The 14,425-nt window shown below is 71.1% G+C and carries 11 protein-coding genes; 9 read left to right on the plus strand and 2 right to left on the minus strand.

What is annotated here, in order from left to right; translation table 11 throughout:
- Positions 1-34: 34 nt before the first annotated feature.
- Complete coding sequence (locus F9278_RS02655) at positions 35-1,177, minus strand: substrate-binding domain-containing protein (RefSeq protein WP_152166807.1); 1,143 nt, start codon at positions 1,175-1,177, stop codon at positions 35-37.
- Between the two features lie 300 nt (positions 1,178-1,477).
- On the opposite strand from F9278_RS02655, the gene F9278_RS02660 reads away from it, so the two are divergent.
- The 6 genes from F9278_RS02660 (at position 1,478) to F9278_RS02685 (ending at position 7,178) form a co-directional block, all read left to right on the plus strand.
- A complete protein-coding gene (locus F9278_RS02660) occupies positions 1,478-3,943 on the plus strand; it encodes a sensor histidine kinase (protein WP_404818848.1) in 2,466 nt (821 codons plus the stop codon).
- Positions 3,924-4,400: a roadblock/LC7 domain-containing protein gene (locus tag F9278_RS02665; RefSeq protein ID WP_152166809.1), complete on the plus strand. Its 477-nt coding sequence runs from the start codon at positions 3,924-3,926 to the stop codon at positions 4,398-4,400. The genes F9278_RS02660 and F9278_RS02665 overlap by 20 nt, the downstream gene beginning before the upstream one ends.
- A gap of 27 nt (positions 4,401-4,427) precedes the next feature.
- Positions 4,428-4,880: a DUF742 domain-containing protein gene (locus F9278_RS02670; protein WP_152166810.1), complete on the plus strand. Its 453-nt coding sequence runs from the start codon at positions 4,428-4,430 to the stop codon at positions 4,878-4,880.
- On the plus strand, positions 4,828-5,442 hold the full coding sequence (locus tag F9278_RS02675; RefSeq protein WP_152166811.1) for a GTP-binding protein: 615 nt from the start codon (positions 4,828-4,830) through the stop codon (positions 5,440-5,442). The genes F9278_RS02670 and F9278_RS02675 overlap by 53 nt, the downstream gene beginning before the upstream one ends.
- Before the next feature lie 34 nt (positions 5,443-5,476).
- Complete coding sequence (locus tag F9278_RS02680) at positions 5,477-5,797, plus strand: DUF6191 domain-containing protein (RefSeq protein ID WP_152166812.1); 321 nt, start codon at positions 5,477-5,479, stop codon at positions 5,795-5,797.
- A gap of 160 nt (positions 5,798-5,957) precedes the next feature.
- Positions 5,958-7,178 (plus strand): metallophosphoesterase, encoded by a 1,221-nt coding sequence (locus F9278_RS02685; RefSeq protein ID WP_152166813.1) that lies wholly within the window; start codon positions 5,958-5,960, stop codon positions 7,176-7,178.
- Between the two features lie 36 nt (positions 7,179-7,214).
- Here the strand turns inward: F9278_RS02685 and F9278_RS02690 are convergent, their stop codons facing one another.
- A complete protein-coding gene (locus F9278_RS02690) occupies positions 7,215-8,366 on the minus strand; it encodes an alginate lyase family protein (RefSeq protein ID WP_152166814.1) in 1,152 nt (383 codons plus the stop codon).
- A gap of 738 nt (positions 8,367-9,104) precedes the next feature.
- Here F9278_RS02690 and F9278_RS02695 point away from each other — a divergent pair.
- The 3 genes from F9278_RS02695 to F9278_RS02705 all read left to right on the plus strand — a co-directional run bounded on the left by F9278_RS02695 (position 9,105) and on the right by F9278_RS02705 (position 14,353).
- Positions 9,105-11,951, plus strand: a complete 2,847-nt coding sequence (locus F9278_RS02695; protein WP_152166815.1) for a Tat pathway signal protein — start codon at positions 9,105-9,107, stop codon at positions 11,949-11,951.
- Between the two features lie 234 nt (positions 11,952-12,185).
- Positions 12,186-12,614 (plus strand): hypothetical protein, encoded by a 429-nt coding sequence (locus F9278_RS02700; RefSeq protein WP_152166816.1) that lies wholly within the window; start codon positions 12,186-12,188, stop codon positions 12,612-12,614.
- A gap of 5 nt (positions 12,615-12,619) precedes the next feature.
- A complete protein-coding gene (locus tag F9278_RS02705) occupies positions 12,620-14,353 on the plus strand; it encodes an alpha/beta fold hydrolase (protein WP_152166817.1) in 1,734 nt (577 codons plus the stop codon).
- Positions 14,354-14,425 lie beyond the last annotated feature (72 nt).

A 14,425-nucleotide genomic window follows, 5' to 3' on the forward strand; every position in this document is an offset into this window, starting at 1 on the left:
GGGACGGCCCCCGCTCGGCCACTTGTCTGTTTGTCTACTTGTCCCAGATCTTGCGGTAGGCCTGGCGGTAGCCCTCCGAGTCCCAGGAGAGGGCGCCGCCGCTGTTGGCCGCGGTGGTGATGTGGACGGGGGCGACGTACTCGCTGGCGGGCTTGCCCGCGAAGGCGCGGTTGAACTCGTCGATGATCTGCCAGCCCTGTTCGGACAGGGGCTCGGGCACGGTCGCGGACTGGAACTGCTTGCCGTTGATCCGCTCGAAGGCCGACGGATCGCCGTCACCGGCACCGATGTTGAACGGGGCGCCCGCGCCCTGGTGACCGGCGGCGCGCAGCGCGGGTGCCGCGTGGTCGAAGTAGAGGTCGTTGATGGCGGCGGAGTAGGTCCATCTGTCGCCGAAGCGGGAGTCGAGGGAGGACACCTTGTCGACGGTGCGGCTGTTGGCCTCCGGGATGGGGATGTCCTCGTAGCTGAGCAACTCGATGTCGGAGCAGGCGGCGAGCCGCTTCTCGATCAGGTCGGACTTCCGCTTCGCGAACGGTATGGAGGCGTCGGTGAACAGCACCACGCCGGCCCGGCCGCCCGAGCGGGCGATGATCCAGTCGGCGCTGATCTCCGCGACCTCCTCGACCTTGGTGGTGACGTTGGTGAAGAGCTTCGGATCGGTGCTGGGGCCGGGCGCGGCGGTGGCGTGCCAGCCGATCAGCGGGATGCCCGCGCCATTGGCCCGCTCGACCTGTTCGGTCACGGACTCGGGGTCGAAGCCGCCGATGACGATGCCGGAGGGCTTGAGCGCGAGGGCCTCGGTGAAGGCGGCCCGGATACCGGCGGGCGTGCCCTGCCCGTCGATGGTGCGGACGTCCCAGCCGATGACCTCGGCCGCTTCCTGAACTCCCCTGGCGACACCGGAGACACCGGGGTTGGTCATGGTCTGGGCGACATAGGCGATCGTCCCGCCGGGGACGGCCTCGGGTCCGGTGGTGGGCCCGCCCCAGGGCGCGTTGATGTCCTCGGCCTCCTTGACGGCCCGCTTCGCCTCGGCGAGGACGGCGGGGCAACCCGGCTCCCGCGCACCGACGCCGGACGCGTCGGCGTCCGTACCGCCGTCACAGCCGACGGCGGCCGTGGCTACGAACAGGAAGGTGACGGCTACCGCGGTCGCTTTGCGAGTGGGATGCACGAGGTCTCCTCAACTGGACACAAGGGGCTACGGGTTGCGTGGGGGGAGGAGACGACCCGGCGGGTTGTCGCGGTGGGAATGTAGCAGGGGCCTCGACGGGCCTCCGCACGGGCGGCCCTACCGCTCAGTAGGCGCGCGCGAACAATTCGTAATCAATTCTTGATTACACACAGGCTCAAAGCGATCACTCAGACGATAGTCTCCGACCGACCGGATCCAGACACATGACGTGATCCCGTCGTTGAAGCCACATGTCCTCCCCCACGGGCACCACCCATCCGCACATCGAAGGAGGACAGCGTGCCCACGAACACAGGGGAGCCGCCGCCCGGACACCAGGACCGGACTCCTCCGTTCCGTCGGCGGGCGGTCTCCGTTCTCGCCCGGTGGCCGTTCCGGCGGAAACTCAATGTGCTCGTCGTCGCGCCCATCGCGGTCGTCGGTGTCCTGCTCGGCCTCGGTGTCATGGGGCAGATGCGGCAGACCCGCGACGCCGACCGGATCGCCGAACTCGTGCGTGACAGTGAGCAGGTCGCGACACTCATCAACGACGTACAGGCCGAACACCGGCTGGCACTCCTGCTGTCCGTGCAGTACGAGGCGGGCCGCCCCGGCGCGGGCCGGCCGTCGACCACCGCCTACCGGGAGGCGCAGCGGGCCACCGACGAGCGGGTGGCCGCCGTGCGGTCCGCGTTCGGGTCGAGCCTGCCGGCCGAGGAGACACAGGCGCTGGAGTACATCGCCGGCCTCGACTCCCTGCGCGAGAAGCTCGGCCGCGACTACGTCCCCGCCGCCAACATCGACCCCGCCTACGCCGCCGCCGTCGGCTATCTCATCGACGGCATCGGACTGGACCGCTTCGCCGCGACCTCGCAGTCCTCGGTCACCAATCTGCTGGACACGGTCCTGCGCGCGGACGCGGCCCACGCGGCTTTCGAGAGCGCCGTGTTCTCCGCGCAGACCCGGGACGCGAACGCCCTCACCGAGTACACCCGCGCGGCCGGCGCCCACGAGCTCTACACCTACCAGGCGGACCGCTTCGGTCGTATCGCCACGCCCGAGCAGGTCCTGACCATGGACGGCATCGAGCGCGGCGCCGAACAGAACGACATCACCTCGCAGTTCGCGGAACTCCAGGTCGATCCGGGCTCCCTGCAGTCGCAGAATGCACGGGAGTTGCGCGAGAAGATCGCCGCCGGTGAGCGGCAGGCCGACACCCGACTCGGCATCACCCGGACACTGATCGGACAGACCGCCGCCCAGGCCGACACCCTGTCCGCGAACGCCCTGAGCAAGGCATGGCTGATGCTCGGCGCGGCCCTGCTCGGCTTCGCCGCGTGGCTGGTGTTCTGTGTCCTGGTCCGCCGCTCGGTCGTCCGCCCCCTCATCGCCCTGACCGGCGCGGCCCAGCAGGTGGTCGAGGCCGCGGACCAGGAACTCGCCCGGGTCGCGGACGAGGAGTCCGCCGACACCACCCCGTTCCGGCCGCAGGCCATCCCGGTGCCGGTCCGCGACGACATCGGCACGCTGGCCGAGGCGTTCAACCATGTGCAGGTCACCGCCGCCGCACTGCTGGAGCGACAGATGCTGAGCCGGCGCAACATCGCCGAGATGTTCGGCAACGTCGGGCGCCGGGTCAGCAATCTGACCACCCGCCAGCTCTCCCTGATCGACGCGGTGGAACGCGAGGAGACCGACCCCGACCTCCTCGACCGGCTCTACCGCATCGACCACATCGCCGTACGCCTCCAGCGCAACGCCGACAGCCTGATGCTGCTCGCCGGAATCCGGGAGACGGACGTCGAGGCCCGGCCGACCGCCCTCGCCGACGTCATACGCTCGGGCCTCGGCCGGATCGAGGGGTACCAGCGGGTGTTCCTGCGGTCCGAGACGGACATCACCGTGGGGCCCGACATCATCGGCGATCTGACGCTGCTGCTCGCCGAACTGCTGGAGAACGCGGTCTCGTTCTCCCCGTCGGACACCCCCGTCGAGGTGGTCGTACGGCCCGGCACCGATGTCACCAAGGACGGCGGGGCCCTGATCGAGGTCATCGACCACGGCCTCGGCATGAGCGCCGAACGCCTCGCCGAGGAGAACGCCCGCCTCGTCCACCGGGAACGGCTCGACCTGGTGCCGACGAAGGTGCTCGGTCTCTTCGTGGTCGGCAGTCTCGCCCGCCACCTCGGACTTCGCGTGACCCTGAGCCGTACGCCCGGCGGTGGCGTGACGAGTACCGTCTGGATCCCCGCCGTGCTTCTGCTGGCGATGAGCCCCGTGGACATCGAATCGTCCGCCACCACGCCCACGACGCACCCCGAACCGACGGCCGTCGTACCCGCACCCGCGCAGGCACAGGCACCGGCACCGGCCGTCGGGTCCGTTCCCGAGCGGCGGCCGATCGTCGTGTCACCCCACGGTGAGCTGCCCCGACGTGTTCCGCCGCGCCTCGGCGCGGGGACGAAGGCATCCCCCGAGGTGACTGCTCCTACGGCCGCCTCCCGGCCCCTGCGACGGCGGGTCCGGGGCGCGACGCTCACCGTGACCACCACCACGCAGTCGTCCGACCGGAGCGTCCCACCCGCACGCGGGCCCCTCGACGCCGACGCCGTCCGCACCGAACTCGACGAGTTCGAGGCCGCCGTCCGCAGGGCGGAGCAGGACAGCGCCGCTCCCCCGGACGGAACCGGCACCACCGCACCACCAGAGAACCCCAGAAGGCCAGAGGGCCAGAAGGAGACGGGCAGTGACCACGTCGACAGGTGACAGCACCCCCGAGCAGGCGAAGCCCACCGATCTGCGAACCGCGGCAGCCGACTTCACCTGGCTGCTCGACCGCTTCGCCACGGACACCGCCGGAGTCGTCGACGCCATCGCGGTGTCGTCCGACGGGCTGCTGATCGCCGTCTCCCAACTACGCGACAGGGCCGACTCCGAGCGGCTCGCCGCGATCGTGTCCGGCATCACGAGTCTCGCCGCCGGTGTCTCCGGCAACTACAGCCTGGGCGGCCTCAACAAGGTCATCATCGACCTGGAGGGCGGCCATGTACTGGTGTCGGCCATCGGCAACGGCGCCGTGCTCGGGGTGGTCGCCTCCAAGGAGGCGAAACTCGGCAACATCGCCTACGAGATGACCCTCTTCGCCAACCGCGCCGGAGCCGCGCTCACCCCGCAACTGGTGATGGAGCTGAAGAACACCGTCGGCGCCACACCGGCCGGCTGACCCATCCCCGCGAGGCAGGAGGTAGTCATGGCCGACGGTGGACGAGAAGCACACGAGGCAGCACAGGAGACGGCGGGTGGTGGCGGTTCGCCGGAACCGGTCGGCCGTGCCCCCGCGGTGCGGCCGTTCCTGCTGACCGCCGGGCGGGTCTCGGGGGCGGGCAGGGCGGCACCGATCCCGATCGAGACCCAGATCGTGGCGACCTCGACCGGACTCTCCGTCCTCGGCACGCTCACCTTCGAACACCACGACATCGTCGCCGCCTGCCGGCGCCCGCAGTCGGTGGCGGAACTGGCCGCGCACCTGCGACTGCACCTCAACGTCGTCCGGGTGCTCGCCGAGGACCTGTGTGCCGCCGGGCACTTGGCGGTCCACGTCCCCAACGCCCGGACCGCGCAGGACATCTCCGTACTCCGAAGGGTTATCCATGGTCTCCGCGCCGTCCCCGACTCACGGGGCACACTCCGTGACAGCGGCTGAACAGCCGCCGCTGCCGGTCAAGTTGGTCATCGCCGGTGGCTTCGGGGTCGGCAAGACCACCACCGTGGGGTCGATCTCCGAGATACGGCCGCTCACCACGGAGGCCGCCATCACCGAGGTCGCGGCCGGTGTCGACGACCTCACCCACACACCCGACAAGATCACCACGACCGTCGCCATGGACTTCGGCTGCATCACCCTCGACCCGACCCTGAAGCTGTACCTCTTCGGTACTCCCGGCCAGGACCGCTTCGGCTTCATGTGGGACGACGTCGTCGAGGGCGCGCTCGGGGCCCTGGTCATCGTGGACACCCGCCGGCTCGACGACTGCTATGCCGCCGTCGACTACTTCGAGCACAAGCGCGTCCCCTTCGCCGTCGCCGTCAACGCCTTCGACGGTTCGGTCGAGCACGACCTCGACGAGGTCCGCTGGGCCCTGGACATCGCCGAACACGTCCCCCTGACCGTCTTCGACGCCCGCCGGACGGGCTCCGTACGCGACGCCCTCCTGGTCGTCCTCGACGTCGCCCTCTCCCGCGCGGAATCGGCGGCCACGACCTGACGCCGCCACCGCCTCCGGTCCGGATACTGGGCGCATGGAATTCGCCGTCTTCATGACCTTGCCCGGACTGGTCGTCGTGCTGACCGCCGTGGCCTTCGTGGATCAGGTGCTTCTCCGTGCGGGGCGGGCCGGGCCGCTGCCCTGGCGGAACAGTGTCCGGCAGGGACAGATATCGGCCACCGGCTTCGAGCAGCTGCACGCGAGCTTCTCACCAGGAAAGCAGTCCGAACTCAAGGAACGGCAGTCGTCGCTGGTGATGCGGGACGACGAGGAGGACGGGGCGCCGCCGCACCGGACCACGGTGGACCTGGCAGGCGGGGTCGCGGTCGTCCGGATGCCCGAGGCCGGCCGATAGGACGCGCGCGTCGTCTTCTCCGTCGCGTTCACACCCGGGCGCGTGCGACGCGGAGCGGTCCGTTGCCCCAGCGCAGCCAAGGCCTCACCACCGGTCCGGTCGGGCCGAGGGCGACCGGATACAGTGCGCGGGACGGCAGCCCGGTCAGAGAAGGGGAAGCGTGACCGACACCAGCGACACCCGACCCGCCGACAACGAAACGCACGCTCCGCGGCGGAGCCGACTTCAGCGCCTGATGCGCTACCTCCCCCTGATCGCCCCCGTACTGCTGTGGACCGTGCCCTGCTGGGTGCTCCTGTACACCGGCCAGCACTGGCCGCTGTCCGTCACCCTTGTCGGCACCGCCCTGTTCGCCCTCGGCCTCGCCGGCATGCCGCTCGCGATGGCGCGCGGCCACGGCCGCCGTCAGCAGGACGGGGCGGCGATCGTCGGTGACACCCTGCTGGGCACGAGCTGGGTGCTGTTCACCTGGTCCGTGCTGTTCGGCGTCCTCCTGCGGCTCGCCCTGACCGTGGCCGGCGTCGGCGAGGGCCAGGACCGGGCCCGGATCGTCGCCTGGGCCGTCCTCGGCCTGACCGCCGTGCTGCTCGCCTGGGGATACGCCGAGGCCCGCCGCGTGCCACGCGTGCGCCGCCTGGACGTGCCACTCCCCCGGCTGGGTGCCGGGTTGGACGGCACCCGCGTCGTCCTCATCACCGACACCCACTACGGCCCGCTCGACCGCGCCCGCTGGTCGGAGCGGGTGTGCGAGACGGTGAACACCCTGGAAGCCGACCTCGTCTGCCACACCGGCGACATCGCGGACGGCACCGCCGAACGCCGCCGCGCCCAGGCCGTCCCCCTGGGTACCGTGCGGGCCGAAAGGGCCCGTGTGTACGTCACCGGCAACCACGAGTACTACAGCGAGGCCCAGGGCTGGGTCGACCTGATGGACGAGCTGGGCTGGGAGCCGCTGCGCAACCGGCATCTGCTGCTCGAACGCGGAGGCGACACCCTCGTGGTCGCCGGCGTGGACGACGTCACCGCCGAGTCCTCCGGCCTGCCGGGCCACCGCGCCCACCTCGCCGGAGCCCTCAACGGCGCCGACCCCGATCTGCCCGTGCTGCTCCTGGCGCACCAGCCCAAGTTCATCGACCGGGCGGCAGCCGCGGGCATCGACCTCCAGCTCTCCGGCCACACCCACGGCGGCCAGATCTGGCCCTTCCACCACCTCGTCCGTATCGATCAGCCCGCCCTGGCCGGCCTCTCCCACCACGGCTCCCGCACCCTCCTCTACACCAGCCGTGGCACCGGCTTCTGGGGCCCGCCGTTCCGCGTCTTCGCCCCCAGCGAGATCACCCTGCTGGTGCTCCGCTCCCCGCACCGGTCCCCGTCCGCGTAGCTCCGTGCCCGGTCGGTGTCGGTCAGAGGTCAGAGGTCAGAGGGTGAACAGCAGGGTGCCGAAGCCGACGTGGTCGCACTGGAAGGCGGCGCCCTCGGGGCGGATCCGCTGGATGGCGGTGTAGGTCCAGGGGGTGGGGAGGGAGCGCCGCTTCACGTAGTGGTTGTGCGCCATCTCGTAGATCGGGCGCAGTACACCCCGCTCCACGGTGGAGAGGGAGGTGTACGTGGCCAGGCAGGAGCCGAAGGTGGTGAACGGCACGGTGTTGCCGGTGTTGTACTTCGCGGTGTACTCGAAGCCGGCGAGCAGCCGGTCGGAGGAGGCGGAGTAGAGGTCCTGGCCCTGGATCCAGGCGATCTCGCAGGCCTCGGCGAGACTGCCCAGGATGAGCTGGGTGTGGGCCTGGTCGCGACCGCTGTCGACGCACTGGCCGGTGTCCGTGAGCACCCGGCCGACCTTGCAGCAGCCGTGGTTGTAGAAGGCGTCGACACCGGCGTCGTAGATCGCGCCGTCGTTGCAGAACACACCGAACGCGAGCATCGCCTTGACGCAGTTGGTGCCCCAGCCGGCGTCGCCGAAGGTGTTGACCAGCGGCACGAACACATTCCTGATCAGGTTCTCGGTCCGGGTGATCTCGGCCGCCGTCCAGGCGCCGGAGGGTGCGGTGTAGCGCATCAGCTCGGCAGCCGCCGCGAACTTGAAGCCGTAGATGGAGGCGGCGAGTTGGGCATCCTTGCCGGTGATGGAGGTGAGGGTGGAGGACCAGGCCTTGATGATCTGCAGCGCCTTGGTGGCGTGTGCGGTGGTGCCGGTCAGATTCCACATCAGGGCGTTCTGGTAGGCCGCGTTGCAGTCGTTCCAGAGTTCCCAGTTGTGCGCCTCGGTGGTGCCGCGGTCGACGGTCGCGAACGGGCCCTTCATCGTGTACGTCGACTGCGAGTACTGGTCGGTCCGGAAGACGTTCCAGCCGCCCAGCCAGGGCTCGGTGCCGGCCGCGATCCGGGTCTTCATCCGTTCGACGTCGGAGACCTTGTGCAGCACACCGGGGTGCACGAAGGAGGTGAGGGCCGCGGCCTCGTGCGCGAGGGGCAGCCCGGCCGCCGCGGCGGCGGCGCCGACGGCGGTGATCCGCAGGAACCGGCGGCGGCCGGGAGCGGCCGAGGGCCCGGGGGTCAGGGGCTCGGTCATACGGGTCCTCTTTCACTCGGCGTCGAGCTGGAAGAGACAGCACTCGGCGGGTGGTAACCGTTTGCTGTGGACCGTAGAGGCATGCGACGACGCCCCGCAAGACTTTGAGCCACGCCATCTCGACGGCATCGACTCCAGATCGCCTCACCAGGCCCTGTCGTCACATTCCCGTCGTCGCCCGCAGGGCGGCCTCGCGGCGTCGTGGGAATACCTCCCGGTCGAGCGAAGCCGAGAGTGGGGGAGCGTGCTCTCGGCGTGCCGGGCCCTGTCCCGCGTACTGGATGTACTCGGGTCAGGGCCCGGTGCGGCGGTGGGATCCCTCCCGGTCGAGCGAAGCCGAGAGTGGGGGAGCGTGCATGGCGTCGCGAGGCAGACGGGAATGTGACGACAGGGCCTAAGCCCAGAACTGCCCAATCAACCCACCCGTCGGCTCGGGTGACACCGAGGATGCCGACCACACCGGAGCCTCGCGCCACACAAGGACATTGACCGGCCATGGGTCGTGCGCCTAGCGTGGAATACGTTTACTCCCCTGTCTACTCCCCTGCCTTTCTCGTGCCGCCCACCCCGATGTCGCCCTGACCTAGGACGAAACCCCTCGCGCAAGCCGTACGACAGGTCGGGCCGGCCCGGCCGGGGCCCGGCCTCGTCAGGACGGTCGGGTCCTCCGGTGAAGGCACCGCACGCCGCCACGGGTCGAGCCCGCGGCACCCCGCACAGCCGAAAGGAAGTACCACCATGTCCGAACCCGTCCAGCGGAGATCCCTGCTCAAAATGGCCGCCGGTGCCGCCGCAACGGGCTGGCTGTGGCAGGCCGGGGCCCCCGCCCACGCCGCCGGAGGCAGGACGGACGCGTCCTCGTCCGCGCTCGACACGCTCGTCCTCGGCGACCGGGCCTCCGAGCGCGCCCACGGTCTCGCGACGACACTCTCGGAGGTCGTCACCGGTGGTCTCGGTGAGGCGGCCCGGGTGCTCAACCCGCCGCAGGCGGCCGGTTTCTGGGGTGGCACCCTCAAGGCGGACCTGGCCTGCCGCCCCAAGGGTCCGACGTACGTGACCATCAAGCTGTGGGGCTCGGAGCACGGCGAGGACCTCGGACGGCTCCAGCTCTTCGCGGAGGGCGAGCAGGTGGGCCACTACCACCTCGGCGCCGTGGACCCGCTCGACATCGCCGCCGAGGACCCGCGCACACCCGAGCGCTTCTACTTCCACACGCTCGCCCTGCCCGCCGAACTCACCGCGGGCAAGCGCAAGGTGAGCCTGGAGGTCCGTTCGATGGGCCGGATCGCGGGCTACGCGCAGTCGGCGGCCGACTACTACAAGGACATGACCGGCCCCAGCCGCACGATCTACCGCCTCTACACCCACGACGAGCCGTACTTCGCCCCCGCCGACGACGATGTCACCGGCACGCTCCCGGAACCGCGCACGCGCACCTCGCCCGGCAGCGAGATCGTGGACACCATCACCGCCCGGGTCGTCGCGCAGGCCGCCGCCGAGGCGTCCCGTACCTCGCCGCAACTCGACCTGTGGTACCTGGAGTTCCTGGCCCGCGCCTACGCGATGCCCAGCACCGGCGCGTACCGCAACGGCGCGGTGCCGGGGCAGATCACCAGCAGCCTGGACGCCATCTACTGGAAGTACCTGTCCGACGCGAAGGTCATGACCGACTCCAGCCAGCAGTGGATGGGGCTCGGCCGGGCGGGTCTGGTTCTGCTGGCGCTCGCCGACGAGTTGGAGCCGCTGCTCGACGAGCCGGTCATCGGCTCGCCCGGTGCGATCTCCAACCCCGGCTTCGAGTACGGCACTTCGGGCTGGCGGTCCGCGACCTGGGCCGGCAGTGGCACCACCTCCCGCGACACCTCCGTCCACCGCACCGGCACCGCCTCGGCCAAGGTGACCGTCCCGTCGGCCGGCACGGTCGGCTGGGTGACCTCGTCCAAGATCCCTGTGGATCAAGGGACTTACACGTACGGCACGTGGGTCAGGACCGATGGCGTGGGCACGAACAAGGCGTATCTGGACGTGCTGTTCTTCGACGCGAACGGCAAGATCGTCGGCGGGGACAACAAGTTCTACGCCTCCGGAGGCACCCACGACTGGGAGCAGGTGACCGCCCGGCTCGCCACGCCCGCCTCGGCGACCCGGACAGAGATTCACCTCCGGCTCGAAGGCGCGGGCACGGTCTGGTTCGACGACCTGACCCTCGCCCCGCCGTCCGGGTCCTCGTACGCCCCGGTGATCCGCCGGGACGCCTGGACGAGGATGCTCCTCGACAGCCGCGAGTACTGGCGGCAGCACTTCCCGCAGTACACCAACCAGGCCATCATCTGCGCCATCGGCCTCTATCTCGCCGACCGGGGCCTGACCTGGCTCGGCTCGGACAAGGCCTGGGGCGAGAAGAAGGCCCGCGGCTACCTCTACCAGTCCGTGGGCCTCACCCCCTGGCTGGGCCCGGAGGCCGAGGACGGCACCCCGACCAAGCCGCTCGGCGGCTCGTACCACCAGGTCACCGAGAAGGGCGTCTCCAAGGAACTCGGCTACGCCGGCAACTACGGCGAGCTCCAGGACTGGCTGTCCCTCGTCCACGACGCGGTGACCGGCATCGGCGGGGTGCAGGACGACGAACTCCACGCCCACCTGGTGAAGATGACCAAGGCCCGCGCCGTCTTCCACCATCCCGCGCTGGACGCCGACGGCTACCGCACCATGCGCATCGAGGCCGTGACCGGCTGGCGGGACGCCGAGTACCCCGGGAAGATCGCCTACGACGAGGGCGACAAGTGGGACGGCCATCCGCTGCGCCTCGCCGCCCTGCTCAAGGACCCCGAACTGACCGCCTACGCCCGGCAGTCCCTCGACGAGGGACAGGTCTTCGAGGTCCTGAAGAAGACGTACGACCTCGGCGCCTCCGCCCGCACCAACCTCAACCTCCTGTCCACCGCCGACGACTACGCGTACATCAGCGAGGCCCCGGCGACCGCCACGCGCCTGCCCATGACGCCCGGCGCGCCGGACCTCGTCTTCTCCGACGAGGAGAACGGCCTGGTCGCGGTCAAGCACGGCGACGAGATCCTCTACGCCTCCCTGTACTGGCGGGCCCGCTGGGGCGTCAACCGCCTCGCCCGCGTGCACCTGATCACGGCCGAGGGCGTCGAACGCTCCGCGACGATCTGGCAGGACGTCGACTTCGACCCCGACGGCCGCTCGTTCACCGAGCCCGACTGGGTCAACTTCGAGTTCGCGGTCGGCGATCTCGCCATCCCCGACGGCGGCTTCCCGCCGCCCGGCGACACCGTCCACCAGGCCTTCGCCGGCCAGGTACTGCCCTTGGCCAAGGCACCCGCCGACGTGCCGGCGATCCCGGTGGGCGAGGAGAGCCCCTTCGCCGGACGCGCCTCCTTCCACCGCTGCGCGTACGGCCCGTATCTGATCGCCATGAACACCACCACCGACCGCACCTACACCCTCACCACCGAGGACTTCGGCCCCTCCCGTGACCTCGTCACCGGCGCCCGGGTGGGCACCGGGGAGAAGATACGGGTCAAGCCCGGCCGCACGGTGGTGCTGCGCAAGCGGCGCTGAGCGGGGGCGCGCTCGGCGCGTCTGCCATAGGGCGGGCGCGCTGCCCGCCGCCGCTCGTCCTCGGGACGGGTTCGGTGGTATCGAGCCAGTCTCAGGGTCTGGTCGAGCGGTCGCCGTCAGGGTGTCGTCGATCAGGCACGGGGTCGCGGACCGTTCGAGAGCCGGTGACGGCTGCGGACGGAACCGTCCGGTCCCCGCGCACGACGACACCGTGACGAGAAGGCGGACTACGGCGTGACCAGCAGACTGCCTTGGCCCGATTCCGAACCCGAACCCGACCACGGCCACGGCCACGGCCACGGCCACGGCCACGAAGCCGGCCACGACGGCAACACCGGCACGAGCAGCGGGGAAACGGCGATCGTGATCGTCGGTCTGGCGGCTCGCGAGACGGTCGGACGGGTGCCCGACGGGGTCGCGGCGTTCTTCGGGGATGCCGTGCACGGGGCTTCCCGGGAGCGGCTCGGTGCGCTTCAGCTGGTGTGGGGCGCGCTGGAGGACGCCGGGATCGTTCCCGGTGCGCTGTGCGGCGCCGATGTGGGTGTGTTTCTCGTGGCGGCGGCGGCCGAGCCCGGGGACAGGGACGGGGACGGGGTAGTAGGCGGCTCGGACGGGCTGGCGGTGCTCGTCGGGGGTGATCTCGGCTGGGGGCGGGGGGGGTGAAGGCGATGGAGCACGGGGTGCTGCCGCGCACCCTGCACGTGGGCGCGCCGAGCCCGCACGTGGACTGGTCGGCGGGCGCGGTCGAACTGCCGACCGAGACCCGGGGGTGGCCGGACGCGGGACGCCCGCGCCGGGCGGGCGTCTCGTCGTTCGGTGTCAGCGGCACCAACGCGCATCTGATCCTGGAGGAGCCGGAGGAGCCGGAGGAGCCGGAGGCGGGCGCCGACTCCGGGCCGCCCGCTGAGGCGGACCAGACCCGGACATGGCCCACCGGGGTGTCATGGGTGCTGTCCGGGCGGAGCGTCGACGCCCTGCGGGCCCAGGCCGCGCGGCTGGCGGCCCATGTGCGGGAACGTCCGGAGCTGACGCGTGCGGAGGTGGGTGCGGCGCTGGCCCGTGGCCGGTCGGTGTTCGAGCACCGGGCGGTGGCCATCGGCGCCGATCCGACCGAACTGGTGGCGGGCCTGACGGCCCTGGCGGAGGGCCGCCCGGCGCCCGGCCTGTTCCACGGCCGGGTCACCTCCGACAGCCGTACCGTGCTGGTGCTCTCCGACCACGGCCTCGCACGGGACATCGACTGGGCGGCCCGGCTCGTGCTCACCTCACCGGCGTTCTCCCGGCGGCTGGCCCACTGCCGGCGGGCGCTGGCCAAGGTCGGCGACCACGCGCTGCGCGGCGGTGCCTTCCCGGGGTCCGAACCGACCGTGCGATGGGCGGTGCTGGTGGCGCTCGCCGGGGTGTGGAGGAGTACGGCGTACGTCCGTCGGCGGTGGTCGGCGAGGGTGTGGGCGAGATCGCGGCGGCCTGTGTGTCCGGCGCGCTGTCGCTCAAGGAGGGCGCGCAGGCGGTGGCGCACGGCATCCCGGCTCCGCGTCGGCCGAGACGAAGGAGTGGCCATGGCCTCGACACCACTGCTCTTCCTGCACGGTTACCGGCACGGTTCCTGGTGCTGGAGCGAGGTCGTCGCCAAGGTGACGGCGGGCGGTCGGCGGGCGGCAGCGGTGGACATGGCGGGTCACGGGCTGTACGCCCGTCGGCCCGCGTGTCTGTCCCGGCGCCCGTTCGCCCCTGACGCGGTCGCCACGGAGGTCTCCCCGGTCGCGGATGTCGACCTGGACCGGGCGGCCGGACTCCTCGTCTCGCAGGTCAGGCAGGTCGGGCGCGGCGGTCCGGTCACCGTGGTGGCACACAGCATGGGCGGCACGGTACTGACACGTGCGGCCCAGCACGCGCCCGAGCTGATCGAGCACATGGTGTACCTGACGGCGTTCATGCCGGCCTCGGACGTCCCGGCGCTGGCGTACATCCAGTCGGCCGACAACGAAGGCGATCTCGTGGGCCCGTCGTTGCGTGCCGACCCCGCGGTCGTCGGCGCGCTGCGCTTCGACCTCGCGTCGGAGGACGCCGCCTACCGGCAACAGCTGCGCCAGGCCTTCTTCGGGGATGTCGATCCGGTCGTCGCCGACGCCGCCCTCGGTCTGCTGTCACCCGACGCGCCGGTCGGTATCGCGCTGGGCGCCACCGCCCTGACCCGCGACGGCTGGGGATCGATCCCGCGCACCTATGTCACCTGCGCGCGGGACATGGCGATACGCCCGCCGGTGCAGCGCGGATTCATCGCGGAGGCCGACGCCGCCTTCCCGGACAACCCGACCTCCGTGGCGGAACTGGACGCCTCCCACTCACCGTTCCTGTCGATGCCGGACCAGGTCGCGGACATCGTCACGAAGACGGGCTGACGACGCGCCACATGAGCGCCGGCGCGCCGTTGCCCCACTGGTTCGCCGAACTGGACGGGCAGGACAAGCACC

The organism is Streptomyces phaeolivaceus, from assembly GCF_009184865.1.
GTDB classification, from domain to species: domain Bacteria; phylum Actinomycetota; class Actinomycetes; order Streptomycetales; family Streptomycetaceae; genus Streptomyces; species Streptomyces phaeolivaceus.